The organism is Streptomyces sp. NPDC014870 (genome assembly GCF_043081505.1).
Classification (GTDB): domain Bacteria; phylum Actinomycetota; class Actinomycetes; order Streptomycetales; family Streptomycetaceae; genus Streptomyces.
In genome coordinates this window covers 273,616-292,788 of record NZ_JBIBWQ010000005.1, presented here as the reverse complement: position 1 = coordinate 292,788, position 19,173 = coordinate 273,616, and the positions used below count along the sequence as shown (strand labels likewise).

17 protein-coding genes and 1 pseudogene are annotated in these 19,173 nt (G+C 72.3%); 16 read left to right on the top strand and 2 right to left on the bottom strand.

Features of this window, described 5'->3' with window-relative positions:
* The first annotated feature begins 45 nt into the window (after positions 1 to 45).
* From ACF09C_RS16925 to ACF09C_RS16895, 7 genes and pseudogenes are all read left to right on the top strand, one after another.
* Positions 46 to 1,044 carry an ABC transporter permease gene (locus ACF09C_RS16925; protein WP_392092212.1) on the top strand — a complete coding sequence of 333 codons (999 nt, stop codon included), beginning with the start codon at positions 46 to 48 and terminating at the stop codon, positions 1,042 to 1,044.
* Complete coding sequence (locus ACF09C_RS16920) at positions 1,041 to 2,144, top strand: ABC transporter ATP-binding protein (RefSeq protein WP_392092211.1); 1,104 nt, start codon at positions 1,041 to 1,043, stop codon at positions 2,142 to 2,144. Before ACF09C_RS16925 ends, ACF09C_RS16920 begins: the two co-directional genes overlap by 4 nt.
* The gene (locus ACF09C_RS16915) at positions 2,141 to 3,268 is read left to right on the top strand and encodes an ABC transporter ATP-binding protein (RefSeq protein WP_392092210.1); all 1,128 of its coding nucleotides are present in this window, start codon (positions 2,141 to 2,143) and stop codon (positions 3,266 to 3,268) included. The genes ACF09C_RS16920 and ACF09C_RS16915 overlap by 4 nt, the downstream gene beginning before the upstream one ends.
* A gap of 102 nt (positions 3,269 to 3,370) precedes the next feature.
* Positions 3,371 to 4,057 (top strand): trimeric intracellular cation channel family protein, encoded by a 687-nt coding sequence (locus tag ACF09C_RS16910; protein WP_392092209.1) that lies wholly within the window; start codon positions 3,371 to 3,373, stop codon positions 4,055 to 4,057.
* Between the two features lie 26 nt (positions 4,058 to 4,083).
* Positions 4,084 to 4,941 carry a thioesterase family protein gene (locus ACF09C_RS16905; protein WP_392092208.1) on the top strand — a complete coding sequence of 286 codons (858 nt, stop codon included), beginning with the start codon at positions 4,084 to 4,086 and terminating at the stop codon, positions 4,939 to 4,941.
* Positions 4,942 to 4,982: 41 nt separating this feature from the next.
* Positions 4,983 to 6,154: pseudogene (locus ACF09C_RS16900) on the top strand (helix-turn-helix transcriptional regulator).
* A 12-nt stretch (positions 6,155 to 6,166) separates the two neighbouring features.
* Positions 6,167 to 7,330: a cysteine desulfurase family protein gene (locus ACF09C_RS16895; RefSeq protein ID WP_392092207.1), complete on the top strand. Its 1,164-nt coding sequence runs from the start codon at positions 6,167 to 6,169 to the stop codon at positions 7,328 to 7,330.
* A gap of 118 nt (positions 7,331 to 7,448) precedes the next feature.
* On the opposite strand, the gene ACF09C_RS16890 is transcribed toward ACF09C_RS16895, so the two are convergent.
* The gene (locus ACF09C_RS16890) at positions 7,449 to 8,126 is read right to left on the bottom strand and encodes an N-acetylmuramoyl-L-alanine amidase (RefSeq protein WP_392092206.1); all 678 of its coding nucleotides are present in this window, start codon (positions 8,124 to 8,126) and stop codon (positions 7,449 to 7,451) included.
* Between the two features lie 60 nt (positions 8,127 to 8,186).
* On the opposite strand from ACF09C_RS16890, the gene mnmA reads away from it, so the two are divergent.
* On the top strand, positions 8,187 to 9,335 hold the full coding sequence (gene mnmA, locus ACF09C_RS16885) for a tRNA 2-thiouridine(34) synthase MnmA (RefSeq protein ID WP_392092205.1): 1,149 nt from the start codon (positions 8,187 to 8,189) through the stop codon (positions 9,333 to 9,335).
* Between the two features lie 39 nt (positions 9,336 to 9,374).
* Here the strand turns inward: mnmA and ACF09C_RS16880 are convergent, their stop codons facing one another.
* Positions 9,375 to 9,983, bottom strand: coding sequence for an alpha/beta fold hydrolase (locus ACF09C_RS16880; RefSeq protein WP_392092204.1), 609 nt, complete (start codon positions 9,981 to 9,983; stop codon positions 9,375 to 9,377).
* Between the two features lie 114 nt (positions 9,984 to 10,097).
* Here ACF09C_RS16880 and ACF09C_RS16875 point away from each other — a divergent pair, with 114 nt between their 5' ends.
* The 8 genes from ACF09C_RS16875 to ACF09C_RS16840 all read left to right on the top strand — a co-directional run bounded on the left by ACF09C_RS16875 (position 10,098) and on the right by ACF09C_RS16840 (position 19,168).
* Positions 10,098 to 10,637, top strand: coding sequence for a TIGR00730 family Rossman fold protein (locus ACF09C_RS16875; protein ID WP_392092203.1), 540 nt, complete (start codon positions 10,098 to 10,100; stop codon positions 10,635 to 10,637).
* 7 nt (positions 10,638 to 10,644) lie between these two features.
* Positions 10,645 to 11,343, top strand: a complete 699-nt coding sequence (locus tag ACF09C_RS16870) for an SDR family oxidoreductase (RefSeq protein ID WP_392092202.1) — start codon at positions 10,645 to 10,647, stop codon at positions 11,341 to 11,343.
* A 13-nt stretch (positions 11,344 to 11,356) separates the two neighbouring features.
* On the top strand, positions 11,357 to 12,379 hold the full coding sequence (locus tag ACF09C_RS16865) for a methionine synthase (protein ID WP_392092201.1): 1,023 nt from the start codon (positions 11,357 to 11,359) through the stop codon (positions 12,377 to 12,379).
* Between the two features lie 32 nt (positions 12,380 to 12,411).
* Positions 12,412 to 14,592 carry an NAD-dependent DNA ligase LigA gene (ligA, locus tag ACF09C_RS16860; protein ID WP_392092200.1) on the top strand — a complete coding sequence of 727 codons (2,181 nt, stop codon included), beginning with the start codon at positions 12,412 to 12,414 and terminating at the stop codon, positions 14,590 to 14,592.
* 295 nt (positions 14,593 to 14,887) lie between these two features.
* Positions 14,888 to 17,029, top strand: coding sequence for a putative bifunctional diguanylate cyclase/phosphodiesterase (locus tag ACF09C_RS16855; RefSeq protein WP_392092199.1), 2,142 nt, complete (start codon positions 14,888 to 14,890; stop codon positions 17,027 to 17,029).
* Between the two features lie 96 nt (positions 17,030 to 17,125).
* On the top strand, positions 17,126 to 17,422 hold the full coding sequence (gene gatC / locus ACF09C_RS16850) for an Asp-tRNA(Asn)/Glu-tRNA(Gln) amidotransferase subunit GatC (protein ID WP_015036350.1): 297 nt from the start codon (positions 17,126 to 17,128) through the stop codon (positions 17,420 to 17,422).
* 4 nt (positions 17,423 to 17,426) lie between these two features.
* Positions 17,427 to 18,926 carry an Asp-tRNA(Asn)/Glu-tRNA(Gln) amidotransferase subunit GatA gene (gene gatA / locus ACF09C_RS16845; RefSeq protein WP_392092198.1) on the top strand — a complete coding sequence of 500 codons (1,500 nt, stop codon included), beginning with the start codon at positions 17,427 to 17,429 and terminating at the stop codon, positions 18,924 to 18,926.
* A complete protein-coding gene (locus ACF09C_RS16840) occupies positions 18,923 to 19,168 on the top strand; it encodes a hypothetical protein (protein ID WP_384507929.1) in 246 nt (81 codons plus the stop codon). Before gatA ends, ACF09C_RS16840 begins: the two co-directional genes overlap by 4 nt.
* Positions 19,169 to 19,173 lie beyond the last annotated feature (5 nt).

The window sequence follows — 19,173 nt, the reverse complement described above, 5'->3', positions numbered from 1 at the left end:
CCGGGGAACCTGATCGGGATCCCCGGCCGCCGGTCGGCCGACCGCATGCTTGCATATCTCGTCCGACGGCTGTTCGCCGTCGTCATGATGCTGATGGTCGTCACCCTGACGACGCTCAGCATCTTCTTCCTCATCCCCAAGATGACCGGCAGCGACCCTGCCGTGATGTTCGTCGGCAAGCAGGCGGATCCGGCTGCCATCGAAGGTGTCCGGCAGAAGCTGGGCCTGGACGAGCCGATCCTGGTGCAGTTCTGGCACTTCGTCTCCGGAATCTTCGTCGGCCGCGACTACACCGGCGGCGGCAGCACCATCCACTGCGAGGCACCCTGCTTCGGATACTCGTTCCGTACCGAGCAGGACGTCTCGACGATGCTGGTCGACGCGTTCCCCGTGACGCTCTCCATGGTGCTCGGCGCCGCCGTGCTGTGGCTGCTCATGGGCGTCACGACCGGTGTGGTCTCCGCGCTCAAGCGGGGCACCCTCGTCGACCGCGCCGCGATGGTCACCGCACTCGCCGGTGTCTCGCTCCCCATCTTCTTCACCGCCATGCTGGCGATGCTGGTCTTCCGCACCCAGCTGGGCTGGGTGAACGCCTCGTACACGCCGATCGGCGAGTCCTTCGGCGGCTGGTTCGGCGGCCTGCTGCTGCCGTGGATCACCCTCGCGTTCCTGTACGCGGCGATGTACGCGCGGCTCACCCGCGCCACCATGCTGGAGGTCCTCGGCGAGGACTACATCCGTACGGCGCGGGCCAAGGGTCTGCCGGAGCGGGTCGTGCTCGGCAAGCACGCCATGCGCTCCACGATGACCCCGATCCTGACCATCTTCGGCATGGACCTCGGAGCCCTCGTCGGCGGCGCGGTCCTCACCGAGACCGCGTTCAACCTCCAGGGCCTCGGCCAGATGGCGATCAAGGGCGTCACCGAGCGCGACCTCCCGCTGATCATGGCGGTCACGCTCATCACCGCGGCCGCCGTCGTCATCGCCAACCTCGTGGTGGACCTTCTGTACGCGGTGATCGACCCCCGAGTGAGGCTCGCATGACGGACAAGCTGACCACGACCGGCGCGGCCCTGGGCGAACCGGTCGCGGCCTCGAACGCACCGTCCGACGTCTTCCTCGACGTCCGCGACCTGAAGATCCACTTCCCGACCGACGACGGCCTGGTCAAGTCCGTCGACGGGCTCAGCTTCCAGCTGGAGAAGGGCAAGACCCTCGGCATCGTGGGCGAGTCCGGCTCCGGCAAGTCGGTCACCTCGCTCGGCATCATGGGCCTGCACACCGTCGGCCAGTACGGCCGGCAGAAGGCCCGGATCTCCGGCGAGATCTGGCTGAACGGCCGCGAGCTGCTCTCGGCCGACCCCGAAGAGGTCCGCAAGCTGCGCGGCCGCGAGATGGCGATGATCTTCCAGGACCCGCTGTCCGCGATGCACCCGTACTACACGGTCGGCGCGCAGATCTCGGAGGCGTACCGGGTCCACCACCCGGTCGACAAGAAGACCGCGAAGAAGCGGGCCGTCGAACTCCTCGACCGGGTCGGCATCCCCGAGCCGGCCAAGCGCTTCTCGAACTACCCGCACGAGTTCTCCGGCGGTATGCGCCAGCGCGCGATGATCGCGATGGCGCTGGTCAACAACCCCGAGCTGCTCATCGCCGACGAGCCGACGACGGCGCTCGACGTCACCGTCCAGGCGCAGATCCTGGACCTGATCCGGGACCTGCAGAAGGAGTTCGGCTCGGCGGTCGTCATCATCACGCACGACCTCGGCGTCGTCGCCGAGGTCGCCGACGACATCCTCGTGATGTACGGCGGCCGCTGCGTGGAGCGCGGACCGGCCGAGGCGGTCTTCTACGAGCCGCAGCACCCCTACACCTGGGGCCTGCTCGGCTCGATGCCGCGGATCGACCGCGAGCAGACCGAACGCCTGATCCCGGTCAAGGGCAACCCGCCCAGCCTGATCAACGTCCCGAGCGGCTGCGCCTTCAACCCGCGCTGCCCGTACGCGGACGTGCCCAAGGGCGGCATCACGCGCACCGAGCGCCCCGAGCTGAAGGAGACGGGCAGCCGCCACTACTCCGCGTGCCACATGGAGCGTGGGGAGCGGACCCGGATCTGGACCGAAGAGATTGCGCCGAAGCTGTGAGCGACAAGACGGAACCCCTGCTGAGGGTCAACGGCCTGGTGAAGCACTTCCCGATCAAGAAGGGGCTGCTGCAGCGCCAGGTCGGGGCGGTCAAGGCGGTCGACGGCATCGACTTCGAGGTCTACCCCGGTGAGACGCTGGGTGTCGTCGGCGAGTCGGGCTGCGGCAAGTCGACGATGGGCCGGCTGATCACCCGGCTGCTCGAACCGACGGGCGGCACGGTCGAGTTCGAGGGCGTGGACGTCTCGCACCTCGGTGTGGCCAAGATGCGTCCGCTGCGCCGCGACATCCAGATGATCTTCCAGGACCCGTACGGTTCGCTGAACCCGCGGCACACCGTCGGCTCGATCGTCTCGGCGCCCTTCAAGCTCCAGGGCGTCGAGCACGAGGGCGGGATCAAGAAGGAGGTCCAGCGCCTCCTGGGCCTGGTCGGCCTGAACCCCGAGCACTACAACCGCTACCCGCACGAGTTCTCGGGCGGCCAGCGCCAGCGCATCGGCATCGCGCGGGCGCTCGCCCTCAAGCCCAAGCTGGTCGTGGCGGACGAGCCGGTCTCGGCGCTCGACGTCTCGATCCAGGCGCAGGTGGTGAACCTCCTGGACGACCTCCAGGAGGAGCTGGGCCTGACGTACGTGATCATCGCCCACGACCTGTCGGTGATCCGGCACGTCTCGGACCGGATCGCGGTCATGTACCTCGGCAAGATCGTGGAGCTCGCGGACCGCAAGTCGCTGTACGAGTCCCCGATGCACCCGTACACCCGCGCCCTGATGTCGGCGGTCCCGATCCCGGACCCCCGCCGCAAGGGCGCGAAGAGCGAGCGCATCCTGCTCACCGGCGACGTCCCGTCCCCGATCGCCCCGCCGCCGGGCTGCCGCTTCCACACCCGGTGCTGGAAGGCGACGGACCTGTGCAAGACGGCCGAGCCCCCGCTCGTGGAGCTCCGCCCGGGCCAGCGCGTCGCCTGCCACCACCCGGAGAACGCCGAGGGCCTCACGGTCCCGTCGGCGCGTGAGTCGGTGGAGGTCACGATCACCAAGAAGCCCCAGGACCCGGAGCCGGAGCCGGCTGCGGAGCCGGAGACGGAGCTTCCGTCGGAAGCCCCCGAGGGCGACGACAAGTAGGCGTGCCGCACGACGAGGCCCGCGCCGCCCCTGGGCGGCGCGGGCCTCGCGCATGCCGTCACCCACCCGCGCCCGGCACCCACCCCCGCCTCACCCGTCACAATGGTCGCCGTGGTTCACGATCTGTTCAGTCCCGACGTCCAGCACGCCCTGGATCTCGTCGGCATCTTCGTCTTCGCGATCTCCGGCGCCCTCCTCGCCGTCCGCAAGAACTTCGACGTCTTCGGCATCGCCGTCCTCGCCGAGGTCACCGCCCTCGGTGGCGGTCTCCTCCGCGACCTGATCATCGGTGCCGTTCCCCCCGCCGCCTTCACCGATCTCGGCTACTTCCTCACGCCGCTCCTCGCCACCGTCCTGGTCTTCTTCCTCCACCCCGAGGTCGAACGCACCCAGACCGCGGTCAACGTCTTCGACGCCGCCGGCCTCGGCCTCTTCGCCGTCACCGGCACGATCAAGGCGTACGAGTACGGCCTCGGCCTCACCTCCTCGGCCGCCCTCGGTCTCGCCACCGCCGTCGGCGGCGGTGTCCTGCGCGACGTGCTCGCCAACGAGGTCCCCTCCCTGCTCCGCTGGGACCGCGACCTCTACGCCGTGCCCGCGATCGTCGGCGCCACGACCGTCGTGCTCTGCATCCGCTTCGACGCCCTCAACGCGTTCACCAGCGCCGCCGCCGTCCTCATGGCCTTCGTGCTGCGGCTGCTCGCCATGCGCTACCACTGGCGCGCGCCCCGCGCCTGGAACCGGCGGTCGGCAGCCCGCGAGGAGGAGCCTGAAAAAGCTACCGCTTAGTAGTCTCCTGCTGTACCGTCGGAACCATGAGCACGAGCACCGAGACGATCGCGGAGACGACGACGGTCAGCGAGTTCGACCGCGACACCGCCGTCACCCTCCGCGCCCCCGGCGTCTACGACGCCGACCTCTCCGCCGGCTGGACGATCATCAACGCCGTCAACGGCGGCTACCTCCTCGCCCTGCTCGGCCGCGCCCTCGGCGACCACCTCCCGCACCCGGACCCGTTCACGATCTCGGCGCACTACCTCACGCCGTCCGTGCCCGGCCCCGCCGTGATCCGCACCGAGACCGTCCGGACCGGCCGCACCCTCTCCACGGGCACGGCCTCCCTCTTCCAGTACGCGGAGGACGGCACCGAGGTCGAGCGCATCCGGGTCCTCGCCTCCTACGGCGACCTCGACGCGCTCACCGACGAGGTCCGCACCTCCGCCACGCCGCCCGCCTTCGCCCCCATCGAGCAGTGCTTCGGCACCGGCGACGGCCCCCGGCCGCCGATCCCCGGCTCCAGCGCCATCACCGACCGCCTCGCGCTCAAGCTCGACCCCGCCACCGTCGGCTGGGCCATCGGCGCCCCGTCGGGGAAGGGTGAGATGCGCGCCTGGTTCGCACTCGCCGACGGCCGCGAGCCCGACGCCCTCTCGCTGCTCCTCACCGTCGACGCGCTCCCGCCGACCTCCTTCGAGCTGGGCCTCAAGGGCTGGACCCCGACCGTCGAGTTGACCACCCACGTCCGCAGCCGCCCCGCCCCCGGCCCGCTGCGGGTCTCCATCACCACCCGCAACCTCGCCGGCGGTTTCCTGGAGGAGGACGCCGAGGTCTGGGACAGCGCCGACCGCCTGGTCGCCCAGTCCCGTCAACTCGCCCGCGCCCCGCGCGGCTAGGGCGCATCGGGGGGCGTCCGCCAGGCGGCTACCGTGAGCCGGTGAAGTCCGACCGGCTCCTCTCCCTCCTCCTGCTCCTCCAGACCCGGGGCCTTGTCCCTGCCACCGAGCTCGCCTGGGGGCACCTCCCACGCCCTTAAGGCAGTGGGGGAGGCTCGAAGTCTCCGTACGCACCATCTACCGGGACGTCGAGGCGCTCTCCGCGTCCGGCGTGCCCGTCTACGCCGAACGCGGCCGGCACGGCGGCATCACCCTGCTCCCCGGCTTCCGCACCGACGTCACGGGTCTGACGGCCGACGAGTCCCGCGCCCTGTTCGTCCTCGCCGCCCAGGGCGCGCACGCGGCCCTCGGCCTCGACCGGGCGCTCGGCTCCGCGCTCCGCAAGGTCATGGCCGCCCTCCCCGAACCCCACCGACCCGCCGCCGAACTGACGAGCCGACGGATCCTCGTCGACCCCGACCGCTGGATGCGCACACCCCGGCCGGCCGTGGACCTCGACGTCCTCGACCGGGCCGTCTTCGCCGACCGGCGGGTACGGCTCCAGTACCGCAGCGGCGGGGCGCCCGCCCCGAAGACGTACACGGTCGACCCGTACGGACTCGTCGTGAAGGCGGGCGTCTGGTACCTGGTCGCCGACCGGGACGCCGAGCCCCGGCTCTTCCGCGCCGACCGCGTCCACCGGGCCGAACTCCTCGACGACCCCGTCCGCCGCAGGGGCGGGATCGAGCTGGCGGACGTCGGGGAGGTGCTCCGCCGCCGCGTCGAGACCCGGCCCGACGAGATCCTGGTCCGGGCCCGGGTCCACCGCGAACGACTCGACCGCTTCGTCCGCCTGCACGGCGACCGCCTGACCGTCGCGCCCGAGCGCTCGGACCCGGACGAGGAGTGGACCGAGGTCGAACTCGCCTTCCACCAGGCGGGCGACGCCCGCCCCCTGCTGGCCATGGGCGGCAGCCTGGAGGTCCTGGACCCCCCGGAGATCCGGACGCTCCTGGCCCGGGCGGCGGCGGAGATCGTCGCCCTCTACCCGGAGGCGCGCGACGCGGACACGGACGCGGACGCGGGACGGGCCGAGGGGCCGGAGCCACAGGTGGCAGCACGCGCGCAGACACGGGCGACGGCGATCCAGGAAGTGACCCCGGAGGGGATCCCGGAGCCGCGCCGCGGTGGCGTGGACGGGCCGGGCGGCGGAGGCGCGCGATCGCCCTCGTAGAATCGAGAAACCATGGCTTACCTCGACCACGCCGCGACCACGCCGATGCTCCCCGAGGCGATCGAGGCGATGACCGCCCAGCTCGCCGTCACGGGCAACGCCTCCTCCCTGCACGCGGCCGGGCGGCGCGCCCGGCGGACCGTCGAGGAGGCCCGCGAGACCCTCGCCGCCGCCCTCGGCGCGCGGCCCAGCGAGGTCGTCTTCACCTCGGGCGGCACCGAGGCCGACAACCTCGCCGTCAAGGGCCTGTACTGGGCCCGCCGCGACGCCGACCCGGCCCGCACCCGCGTCCTCGCGAGCCCCGTCGAGCACCACGCCGTCCTCGACGCCGTCGACTGGCTCGCCACGCACGAGGGCGCCATCGTCGAGTACCTCCCGGTCGACCGGTACGGCCGCGTCCACCCCGACGCGCTGCGCGAGGCCATCGCCCGCGCACCGGAGACCGTCGCCCTGGCCACCGTCATGTGGGCGAACAACGAGATCGGCACGATCATGCCGATCCGCGAACTCGCCGACGTCGCCCGCGAGTTCGACGTCCCCCTGCACTCCGACGCGGTCCAGGCCTTCGGCCAGGTCCCGGTCGACTTCGCCGAGTCGGGGCTCGCCGCCCTGACCGTCTCCGGCCACAAGATCGGCGGCCCCTACGGCATCGGCGCGCTGCTCCTCGGCCGTGAGTACAGCCCCGTGCCCGTGCTGCACGGCGGCGGCCAGGAGCGCCACGTCCGGTCCGGCACCCTGGACGCCCCCGCCATCGCCGCGTTCGCCGTCGCCGGCCGGCTCGCCGCCGAGCGCCGTGAGGAGTACGCGCGCGAGGTCGGCGCCCTCCGCGACAAGCTGGTGGCGGCCGTCCGCGCCGCCGTCCCCGACGCGATCCTCGGCGGCGACCCGGTCGACCGGCTCCCCGCCAACGCGCACTTCACCTTCCCCGGCTGCGAGGGCGACTCCTTGCTCCTGCTCCTCGACGCCCAGGGCATCGAGTGCTCGACCGGCTCCGCCTGCACCGCGGGCGTCGCCCAGCCCAGCCACGTCCTGCTCGCCACCGGCACCGACCCGGACCTCGCCCGCGGCACCCTGCGCTTCACCCTCGGCCACACCTCCACCGAGGCCGACGTGGCCGCCGTCGCCGAGGCCATCGGCCCCGCGGTGGAACGTGCCCGCACGGCCGGCCTGGTCTGAGGCCACCCGGACCGTCCGGGTCAGGTCAGGTCCGGTCCGTCCGGATCGGGTCCGGATCGGTCCGGACCGTTCCGGGTCTGGTCCGGAACCCTCCGGGCCGGTTCCGGACCGTTCCGGGTCAGGCGGGCTTCTTCGAAGCCTCCTGGGACACCGTCCGGGAGGCCTCCCGGACCAGCTTCATGTACCGGTCCCAGTCCCAGTGCGGGCCGGGGTCCGTGTGGTCGGTCCCGGGCACCTCGACGTGCCCGATGATGTGCTCCCGGTCGACGGGTATGCCGTACCGCGCGCAGATCCCGGCGGTGAGCCGCGCCGAGGAGGCGTACATCGCGGGCGTGAAGTCCTGCGGGCGGTGGACGAAGCCCTCGTGCTCGATGCCGACGCTCCGCTCGTTCATGTCCCGGCTGCCGGCGTGGAAGGCCACGTCGAGCTCGCGGATCATCTGCGCCACATGGCCGTCCTTCCGGACCACGTAGTGCGTGGCGGCGCCGTGCCCCGGGTTCTTGAAGACCTTCAGGGCGGTCGCGTAACTGCCCTGGACGACATGGATCACGACCCGGTCGATCGTGAAGTCGGCCGGCCGGTCGGCCCGCCGCCAGTTCGCCCGGGACGCCGCCGTCCAGTCCGCGCCCTTGTGGTCCAGCTCGCCCTCGACCCGCGGCTTCTCCGTGCCCGGCAGCTGCCACCACAGGCGCGCCAGCTCGTCGCGCGCCAGCGCCGCCGTGCCGAGGACGGCCGCGCCGCCGCCGAGCAGGACGGCCCGCCGCCCCACCCCCCGCTTCTTGTTCTCGCTCCCCATGTCCGGAACAACGCTTACTCAGGCGACCGCGGTTCCCGGGCCCCGTACCCTGGTAGGGCTATGACTGAGACCTCCCAGCAGACCGAGACCCCCGCGCGCCGCCTCCGTGTCCTCGCCGCCATGTCCGGCGGGGTCGACTCCGCCGTCGCCGCCGCCAGGGCGGCCGAAGCCGGGCACGACGTCACCGGCGTCCACCTCGCGCTCTCCGCGAACCCGCAGTCCTTCCGTACCGGTGCGCGCGGCTGCTGCACCATCGAGGACTCCCGGGACGCCCGCCGGGCCGCCGACGTCATCGGCATCCCGTTCTACGTCTGGGACCTCGCCGAGCGCTTCCGCGAGGACGTGGTGGACGACTTCGTCGCGGAGTACGAAGCGGGCCGCACCCCCAACCCCTGCCTGCGCTGCAACGAGAAGATCAAGTTCGCGGCGCTGCTCGACAAGGCGCTCGCGCTCGGCTTCGACGCGGTCTGCACCGGCCACTACGCCACGGTCCTGCTCAACGAGGACGGCACGCGCGAGCTGCACCGGGCCTCCGACATGGCCAAGGACCAGTCGTACGTCCTCGGTGTCCTGGACGAGAAGCAGCTCGCCCACGCGATGTTCCCGCTGGGCGACACCCTCACCACCAAGGACGAGATCCGGGCGGAGGCGGAGCGGCGCGGGCTCGCGGTCGCGAAGAAGCCCGACAGCCACGACATCTGCTTCATCGCCGACGGCGACACCCAGGGCTTCCTGGCCTCCCGGCTCGGCAAGGCCGAGGGCGACATCGTCGACGAGTCGGGGGAGAAGGTCGGCACCCACGAGGGCGCGTACGGCTTCACCATCGGCCAGCGCAAGGGCCTGCGGATCGGCCACCCGGCGGCGGACGGCAAGCCGCGCTACGTCCTCGACATCTCGCCCGTGAACAACACGGTCACGGTCGGCCCGGTCGAGGCGCTCGACGTCACCGGCCTGACCGCGATCAAGCCCCGCTGGTGCGGCACGGCCCCCGAGGGCTCCGGCCGCTACACCGCCCAGCTGCGCGCCCACGGCGGCGAGACGCAGGTCACGGCGGCCCTCGCGGACGGCGAGCTGACGGTCACCTTCGACGAGCCGGTCCGGGGCGTGGCCCCGGGGCAGGCGATCGTGCTCTACGACGGCACGCGCGTGGTGGGCTCGGCGACGATCGCCACGACGGTACGGCGCACGGCGACGCCCGCGAGCGCGTGACCCGGGCGAAGGCCTGAGGCGGTCGGGCGACCCGACCGCTCACTCCTCCTCGTAGAAGTCCTCCAGGACCGGCGCGAGCACGTGCGGCGCCACCTCGTGCGTCTGGCCCGTCAGCGTGCGGTGGCGGGCCCGGGGGAGCGCCGCCGAGAGGCCCATGGCAGCCCGGCGCGTCGGCGCCGGGCTCGCGCCGCCGTCCACGACCAGCACGCGCGCGTGGACCCGTCCGAGGCGCGCGGCCGCCTCCGACCCCGTCTCCGAACCCCCCTCCGAACCCGCCTCCGCGGGGAACGGCGGCTCGAAGACCGAGAGCCGCTCCACGGGGAGCCCGGCGGCCACCGCCGCGAGCGCGAGTTCACCGCCCGACGCGATCCCGTGCACGAAGGCACGACCGCCCACCTCGCGCAGCAGGGCCGCCAGATCGTCGATCTCCTCCCGCTCCACCCCGCGCCCCCGCCGCTCGTACGTCACGACCGCGTGGCGCGGGGCCAGCAGATCGGCCAGCGCCCGCTCGGTGTCGGCCGTGCCCGAGGCGCCGCCCACCACGATCACCGGCGTCCCCTCGCCCCGCCGCTCGTACGCGATCGGTGTCCCGTCGGCGGACCTGACCCGCCCCCGGACCCTGCCCGATGTGCCGCTCGTCTCTTCCATGGCAGTGCTGACCGGCCACGCGCACCGAACTCATCGGTGGGGCGCGGAAATTGCGCGAGAATCTTGGAACCGGCCTCCGGAGGGGGCGAGGAGGCCGGCGTTACGGTGGGCGCCATGAACATCTGCGTCTTCCTCTCCGCCGCCGACCTCGACGAGCGCTACACCGCCCCCGCCCGCGACTTCGCCGAGCGGCTCGGCAAGGCGGGCCACACCCTGGTGTGGGGCGGCTCCGACTCCGGCCTGATGAAGGTCGTCGCGGACGGGGTGCAGGACGCGGGCGGCCGGCTCGTCGGCGTCTCCGTCGACTTCCTCGCCGCCAAGGCCCGCCCGGGAGCGGACGAGATGCTCTTCGCCAAGGACCTCGCCGAGCGCAAGGCCCTGCTCCTGGCCCGGTCCGACGCGGTCGTGATCATGGTCGGCGGCACCGGCACCCTCGACGAGGCCACCGAGGTCCTGGAGCTGCGCAAGCACGGCAAGCACACGAAGCCCGTGGTCCTGCTGAACACGGCCGGGTTCTACGACGGTCTGAAGGCCCAGTTCCACCGCATGGAGGAGGAGGGCTTCCTTCCGATCCCCCTCGCCGACCTGGTCTTCTTCGCCGAGGACGGCGTGTCCGCTCTCGCCTACCTTGAGGAGTCCACAGCCGCACGGTGATGGGACCATGGTCCCCATGGCTACTCATGTGATCACCGGGGCGGGTTCCGGCATCGGCGCGGCGGTCGCCCGCAGGCTCCACGCGCGCGGGGACGAGCTCGTGCTCCACGCGCGCGACGCCGGGCGGGCCAAGGAGCTCGCCGCCGAGTTCCCCGGCGCCCGGACGCTCGTCGGCGACCTCGCCGACCCCGACCGGCTCTCCTGGGCCTTCTCGCACCAGAGCCTGCCCGAGCGCGTCGACACGCTCCTGCACATCGCGGGCGTCGTCGACCTCGGGCCGGTCGGCGACCTCACCCCCAAGACCTGGCGCCACCAGCTCAACGTCAACCTGATCGCCCCCGCCGAGCTGACCCGGCACTTCCTGCCCCAGCTGCGGGTCTCCCAGGGCCACGTCGTCTTCGTGAACTCCGGCGCCGGACTCAACGCCCACGCCGAGTGGAGCGCCTACGCCGCCTCCAAGCACGGCCTGAAGGCGCTCGCCGACTCCCTGCGCCACGAGGAGCACGCCCACGGGGTGCGGGTCACCTCGGTCTACCCCGGCCGCACCGCGAGCCCGATGCAGGCGAAGGTCCACGCCCAGGAGGGCAAGGAGTACGACCCCTCCCGGTGGATCGACCCCGAGTCGGTGGCGACCACGATCCTGACGGCAGTGGACCTCCCGCGCGACGCGGAGATCAACGACCTGACGGTCCGTCCGGGACGCTAGGGACGCGAGAACAGTGACCGATACCAGCGAGACCAGCGAGACCGAGACGTTCGCCTGGGGGCCCGCCACCGGCGTCGGCTCCCTGCCCGGCGGCGACGCCCGGGAGGCCGCCAAGACCGTCACCGGCACCTTCGAGGACTTCCCGTTCCTCGCCGAACTGCCCGCGCGCGGCCCCGGCGCCGACATGATCGGCCGGACCCTCGGGCTGCTCGTCGACCTCTACGCGCACGTGGAGCCCAGCGGCTGGCGGATCAGCGACCGGCCCGGCCGCGACACCCGGCGCGCCCGCTCCTGGCTGGGTGAGGACCTCGACGCCCTGGAGGAGTTCACCCAGGGCTACGAGGGCCCGCTCAAGGTCCAGGCCGTCGGCCCCTGGACGCTCGCGGCGGCGCTCGAACTGCGCGGCGGCGAGGCCGCCCTCGGCGACCCCGGCGCCTGCCGGGACCTCGCGGGCTCGCTCGCCGAGGGCCTCTCGGCCCACCTCGCCGAACTCCGCAAGCGGGTCCCCGGCGCGCGGCTCGTCCTCCAGCTCGACGAGCCCTCCCTCACGGCGGTCCTGCGCGGGCAGATCCGTACCGCCAGCGGCTACCGCACGCACCGGGCCGTCGACCGGCAGGTCGTCGAGAGCGCCCTGCGCGAGGTGATCGCGGTCCACGACGGCCCGGTCACCGTCCACTCCTGCGCCCCCGACGTACCGTTCGCGCTGCTGCGGCGGGCCGGCGTCGACGCGGTCTCGTTCGACTTCGGGCTGCTCACCGAGCGTGACGAGGAGTCGATCGGTGAGGCCGTCGAGTCCGGCACCAAGCTGTTCGTGGGCGTGGTGCCGTCCACCGACACGGCATTGTCCGACCCGGGCGGTAGCGTCATGGGTGTCAGGACGCTGTGGCGCAGGCTGGGGCTGAATCCGGGGACTCTCGCCGAGTCCGTCGTGGTCACCCCGACGTGCGGGCTCGCGGGCGCTTCGCCCGGCTACGCCCGCGCGGCCCTCGCCCACTGCGTCCGGGCGGTGAGATCGCTCGCGGACAACCCTGAGTGATGGGGTCAGAGGCAACGGGAGGACGAGTAACGGTGGCAGTCGAACAGGGGGCCCTGCCCGCCGAGGCACGGGAGAAGCACGGGCAGCTGGCCGAGCAGGTCGAGGAGCACCGCTTCCGGTACTACGTGAAGGACCAGCCGGTCATCAGCGACGGCGAGTTCGACAAGCTCCTGCGTGCCCTGGAGGCGCTGGAGGACGAGTACCCCGAGCTGCGCACGCCGGACTCGCCGACGCAGAAGGTCGCGGGGCAGTACGCAACGGAGTTCACCTCCGTCGAGCACCGGGAGCGCATGCTCTCCCTCGACAACGCCTTCGACGATCTCGAACTGGCCGCCTGGGCCGAGCGGATCGCCCGCGACGTCGGCACCCCCGACTACCACCTGCTGTGCGAGCTGAAGGTCGACGGCCTCGCGGTCAACCTCACGTACGAGCACGGCCGGCTGACCCGCGCCGCCACCCGGGGCGACGGCCGGACCGGCGAGGACATCACGCCCAACGTCCGTACGATCGCCGACATCCCGGACCGGCTGCACGGGGACCGCGTCCCCGCCCTGGTCGAGATCCGCGGCGAGGTCTACTTCCCGATGGAGGCCTTCGAGGGGCTCAACGCCCGGCTGGTCGAGGCGGGCGACAAGCCCTTCGCCAACCCGCGCAACGCGGCCGCCGGTTCACTGCGCCAGAAGGACCCGAAGGTCACCGCGACCCGTCCGCTCCGCATGGTCGTCCACGGCATCGGCGCCCGTGACGGCTTCGCCATCGATAGGCTCAGCGAGGCGTACGAGCTGCTGCGCGAGTGGGGCCTGCCGACCGCCCGGCACAACAGGGTGGTCGACTCCCTGGAGAAGGTGCGGGAGTTCATCGCGTACTTCGGTGAGAACCGGCACTCCGTGGAGCACGAGATCGACGGCGTCGTCGTCAAGCTCGACGAGATCCCGCTCCAGGGCCGTCTCGGCTCCACCGCGCGCGCCCCGCGCTGGGCCATCGCCTGGAAGTACGCGCCGGAGGAGGTCAACACCAAGCTCGTCGACATCAAGGTCGGCGTCGGCAGGACCGGCCGCGTCACTCCGTACGCGCAGGTCGAGCCGGTCACGGTGGCCGGCTCCGAGGTCGAGTTCGCCACCCTCCACAACCAGGAGGTGGTGAAGGCCAAGGGCGTGCTCATCGGCGACACCGTGGTGCTGCGCAAGGCCGGTGATGTCATCCCGGAGATCCTCGGCCCGGTCGCCGACCTGCGGGACGGCACCGAGCGGGAGTTCGTGATGCCCGCCGAGTGCCCCGAGTGCGGGACGCCGCTGCGCGCCATGAAGGAGGGCGACATCGATCTGCGCTGCCCGAACGCGCGGACGTGCCCCGCCCAGCTGCGGGAGCGGCTCTTCTACCTGGCCGGCCGCGAGTGCCTGGACATCGAGAACTTCGGCTCGGTGGCCGCCGCCGCGCTCACCCGCCCGCTGGAGCCTGCCGAGCCGCCGCTCGTCGACGAGGGCGATCTCTTCGACCTCACCATCGAGCAGCTCCTGCCGATCAAGGCGTACGTCCTCGACCCGGACAGCGGGCTGCCCAAGCGGGACCCGAAGACCGGCGAGGAGAAGGTCGTCACGGTCTTCGCCAACCAGAAGGGCGAGCCGAAGAAGAACGCGCTTGCCATGCTGGCCAACATCGAGGCCGCCAAGACCCGCCCGCTGGCCCGGTTCATCAACGGTCTCTCCATCCGGCACGTGGGCCCGGTCGCCGCCCAGGCGCTCGCCCGTGAGTTCCGCTCGCTGGACCGGATCGAGCAGGCGAGCGAGGAGGAGCTGGCCGCCGTCGACGGCGTCGGCGGGATCATCGCGACCGCCGTGAAGGACTGGTTCGCCGAGGAGTGGCACCGCGAGATCGTGCGCAAGTGGCGCGCCGCCGGGGTCGCGCTGGAGGAGGAGGGCGCGGGCGAGGACGAGGGGCCGCGACCGCTGGAAGGGCTCACGGTCGTCGTCACCGGCACCCTGCAGAACTTCACCAGGGATGGCGCAAAAGAGTCCCTGCAGAGCCGTGGCGCCAAGGTGACCGGTTCCGTTTCGAAGAAGACCGACTTCGTCGTCGTGGGCGAGAACCCCGGATCGAAGTACGACAAGGCGATGCAACTGAAGGTTCCGGTTCTGGACGAGGCGGGCTTCGCGGTCCTGCTCGAACAGGGGCCCGAAGCCGCTCGGGAGGCGGCCGTCCCGGTCGAGGAGTAGCCCGACCGGGGGGACGGGGAGGGTCGGTGAGAGCCGCGTGCGGGGGCGCGCGGCAGCCCGTGCGGAGCCGCAGGCCAGTCATACGAGTGTCACCCGTTCGGCGCATACCAGATCGTTACGGGTGGGCAGGTCGCATTCGGGCAAGAGATGGAGAGCGCTGCCCGTCGGAGCCCTCCGCGGCCTAGTGTTGAGACCGTGCGTCTGTCGCGCGCGGCCGAGTGGGCTCAGCCGGTCGCGGCGGCATGACAACGGCCCACCGCGTTGCGACGGCACCGCCGGCTGTGAGAGGGACGGAATGAAACCGACCGAGAGTGCCGCCGCCCCGCACTCGCGGGCGCGCGGCCGCGCCGCCTGCGTGGCGATCACCTCCGGGCTTCCCGGCGCCGTGGTCGGCCTCGCCGCCGTCGTGCTCGCCACCGGGATCTACCGGGCCGTGAGCACGGGACACGGACTCTTCCCCGGGGGAGCCGAGGGCTGGTCCCTCGCCGTCCTCACCGGGCTCATCGTCGGACACCTGGTCGCCCTCGGCCGGGACCGCTGGTGGGGCGGCACCGGCTCCGGCGCCGCCCTCACCCTCGCCGTCCTGCTCCTCTACGGCTGGGTGCCCGCCGGGCTCGTCTCCATGGCCGTCGTCGTGCTCGTCGGCGCCGCCCGCCGCCACCGCTGGCGCCAGGGCCTCCTGCACGGCTCCGTGGACGTCCTCGGTGTCGGTGCCGCCGCCCTGGTCCTCGCCGCCTTCGGAGACGTACCGACCGTCGAGGACCCCTGGCAGCCCCCGGACTGGGGGGTCTCCGACATCCCGGAGGTCGCGCTGGCCGCCGGCACCTACCTCGTCGTGACCCGGCTGCTCCTCTGGTACGTCCTCTCGCCGCAGGGCGGCGGGCTGCCGACCGTCGCCCGCACCGCCCTGCTCCGACAGGGCCTCGTCGCCGTGGCGCTGCTCGGCATCGCCCCGCTGATCTGTGTCGTCGCCGTCTCCCAACCGCTGCTGCTGCCGCTCTTCGCCGTCCCGCTCATCGCCCTGGACTCCACGCTCTGGATAGCCCGCGCCCGCGCCGAGGAGCAGCTGAAGGACCCGCTCACCGGACTGCCGAACCGGCAGTGGCTCCTGGAGCGGGCCTGGGCCGCCCTGGAGCAGGCCGAGGGCGAGGGCGTCCGCTCCGCGCTCGTCCTGATCGACCTCGACCGGTTCCGATCGGTCAACGACACCCTCGGGCACCTCGCAGGGGACCGGCTGCTCCTGCAGATCGCCGAGCGGCTCAAGCTCGCCCTGCCGCGCGGAGCGGAGGCCGCCCGCCTCGGCGGCGACGAGTTCGCCGTCCTGCTCCCCGCCGCCGACTCCACCACCAGCGCCCAGCGCGTCGCCCGCCACCTGGTCGCCGAGCTCTCCTCGCCGCTCGACCTCGACGGCCTCACCCTCGTTCTCGAAGCCAGCGCGGGCGTCGCCGTCTTCCCCGACCACGCGCTCGACGCCGAGGGTCTCCTCCGCCGCGCCGACGTCGCGATGTACCAGGCGAAGCGGGACCGTACGGGCGTGGAGGTGTACGAGTCCAAGCGCGACTCCAACACCCCCGACCGGCTCGGGCTCCTCGGCGACCTGCGCCGCGCCCTGGACGCCGGCGAGGTCGAACTGCACTACCAGCCGAAGGTCCGCTTCGACGGCCAGGTGGCAGGTCTTGAGGCCCTGGTCCGCTGGGTGCACCCGGAGCGCGGCAAGGTGCCGCCGGACGAGTTCATCGCCATCGCCGAGTCCTCGGGGCTCATGCCGCACCTCACCGAGTACGTCCTGGAGACCGCGCTCGCGCAGGTGGCCCGGTGGCGGGCCCAGGGGTTGAACGTTCCTGTGGCCGTCAACGTCTCGCCCCGCGACGTCCACACCCCCGGCTTCGCGGGCGCCGTCGCCGCCCGGCTCGCCCGGCACGGCGTCCCGGCCGGAGCGCTCCAGCTGGAGATAACGGAGCACGTGCTCCTGGAGGACCCGCAGCGGGCCGCCGACACCATGGCCGGCCTGACCGGCCACGGCGTGAAGATGTCCCTGGACGACTTCGGCACCGGCTACTCCTCCCTCGTCCACCTGCGCCGCCTCCCGGTGAGCGAGCTGAAGATCGACCGCTCCTTCGTCGCCCGGCTCGCGGTCGACGCGGAGGACGCCGAGATCGTCCGCTGCACCCTCGACCTGGCCCACTCCCTCGGCCTGCTCGTCGTCGCCGAGGGCGTCGAGGACGACGAGACCTGGGAGCGGCTGCGCGACCTGGGCTGCGACGCCGTCCAGGGCTGGCTGGTCGCCGCCGCGATGCCGCCCGCCGAGACCACCGCCTGGCTGCGCGCCCGGGGTGAGCACGGCTGGCGCCGCCCCTCCGAGGAGGCCGCGCTGCAGGCCGCCGAGACGGCCGCGGCCGTGGACCTCGACCACCCCTCGGGCCAGGTGGTGCAGTAGCCCCGCGCGAGTGCCGCGGACGAACCGTTTCACGGGTGGCGGTGCGGGCCCCATAGGATTGGGCCAACACCATCAAACTCACCCCGTGAGGATCGCATGCCTGGCATCACGCGCGAGGAGGTCGCCCACCTCGCACGGCTGGCGCGTCTGGAGCTGAAGGGCGAAGAGCTCGATCACTTCGCCGGTCAGCTCGACGACATCATCGGCGCGGTCGCCCGCGTCTCCGAGGTCGCCGACCAAGACGTACCGCCGACCTCCCACCCGCTGCCGCTGACCAACGTCATGCGCGCGGACGAGGTCCGTCCGTCGCTCACCCCCGAGCAGGCGCTCTCCGGCGCCCCGGCCCAGGAGCAGCAGCGTTTCAAGGTGCCGCAGATCCTGGGGGAGGACTAATCACATGACGGACAGCACCATCATCAAGCTCACGGCCGCCGAGATCGCCGCGAAGATCGCCTCCGGCGAGCTGACCGCCGTCGAGGTGACCGAGGCCCACCTGGCCCGTATCGAGGCCGTCGACGAGAAGGTCCATGCCTTCCTGCACGTCGACCGCGAGGGCGCCCTCGCGCAGGCCCGCGCCGTGGACGAGAAGCGCGCCAAGGGCGAGAAGCTCGGCCCGCTGGCCGGCGTCCCGCTCGCGCTCAAGGACATCTTCACCACGTCCGGCATGCCGACGACCGTGGGCTCGAAGATCCTCGAAGGCTGGATCCCGCCGTACGACGCGACCCTGGTCAAGAACCTGAAGGCCGCCGACGTCGTCATCCTCGGCAAGACCAACATGGACGAGTTCGCCATGGGGTCCTCCACCGAGAACAGCGCCTACGGCCCCACCGGCAACCCCTGGGACCTCACCCGGATCCCCGGCGGCTCCGGCGGCGGCTCCTCGGCCGCCCTCGCCGCGTACGAGGCCCCGCTCGCCATCGGCACGGACACCGGCGGCTCGATCCGCCAGCCCGCCGCCGTCACCGGCACCGTCGGCGTCAAGCCGACCTACGGCGGCGTCTCCCGCTTCGGCATGGTCGCCTTCTCCTCCTCCCTGGACCAGGGCGGCCCCTGTGCCCGTACGGTCCTGGACGCGGCCCTGCTGCACGAGGCCATCGCCGGGCACGACCCGCTCGACTCGACCTCCATCGACGCCCCGGTCCCGCCGGTCGTCGAGGCCGCCCGCAACGGCTCCGTCGCCGGCATGCGCGTCGGTGTCGTCAAGCAGTTCCGCGGCGAGGGCTACCAGGCCGGTGTCGTGCAGCGCTTCGACGAGTCGGTCGAGCTGCTGAAGTCGCTGGGCGCCGAGATCGTCGAGCTGGACTGCCCGACCTTCGACCTCGCCCTGTCGGCGTACTACCTGATCGCGCCGTCCGAGTGCTCCTCCAACCTGGCCCGCTTCGACGCCATGCGCTACGGCCTGCGGGTCGGCGACGACGGCACGAAGTCGGCCGAGGACGTCACCGCCCTCACCCGTGAGGCCGGCTTCGGCGACGAGGTCAAGCGCCGCGTCATCCTCGGCACGTACGCGCTCAGCTCCGGCTACTACGACGCGTACTACGGCTCGGCGCAGAAGGTCCGTACGCTTATCACCCGCGAGTTCGAGCAGGCCTTCGAGCAGGTGGACGTGATCGTCTCCCCGACGACCCCCACCACCGCCTTCCCGATCGGCGAGCGCGCCGACGACCCGATGGCGATGTACCTCGCGGACCTGTGCACCATCCCGACCAACCTGGCGGGCAACGCCGCCATGTCGCTGCCCTGCGGCCTCGCGCCGGAGGACGGCCTGCCGGTCGGCCTGCAGATCATCGCCCCCGCCATGAAGGACGACCGGCTGTACAAGGTCGGAGCCGCCGTCGAGGCCGCCTTCGTGGAAAAGTGGGGTCACCCGCTGCTCGAGGAGGCTCCGTCGCTGTGAGTACCAGTGCACTGCAGAAGGCCAAGGGCTTCAAGAAGTCCAAGGCCGGTACGTACCTGTCCATGGGCACCACCGCTTTCGGCGCCGTCACCGTGATGAAGCAGGTCAAGAAGGCCCGCGCCGAGCACGACACGCTCAAGCTCGTCGACGCCGTCGTGTCCGCCGCCGCCATCGTCACCGGCCTCGCGATCCTGTACCGCGAGCTGAAGCGCCTCGGCGACGACGACGTCCTGCTGGGCTGAGAGGG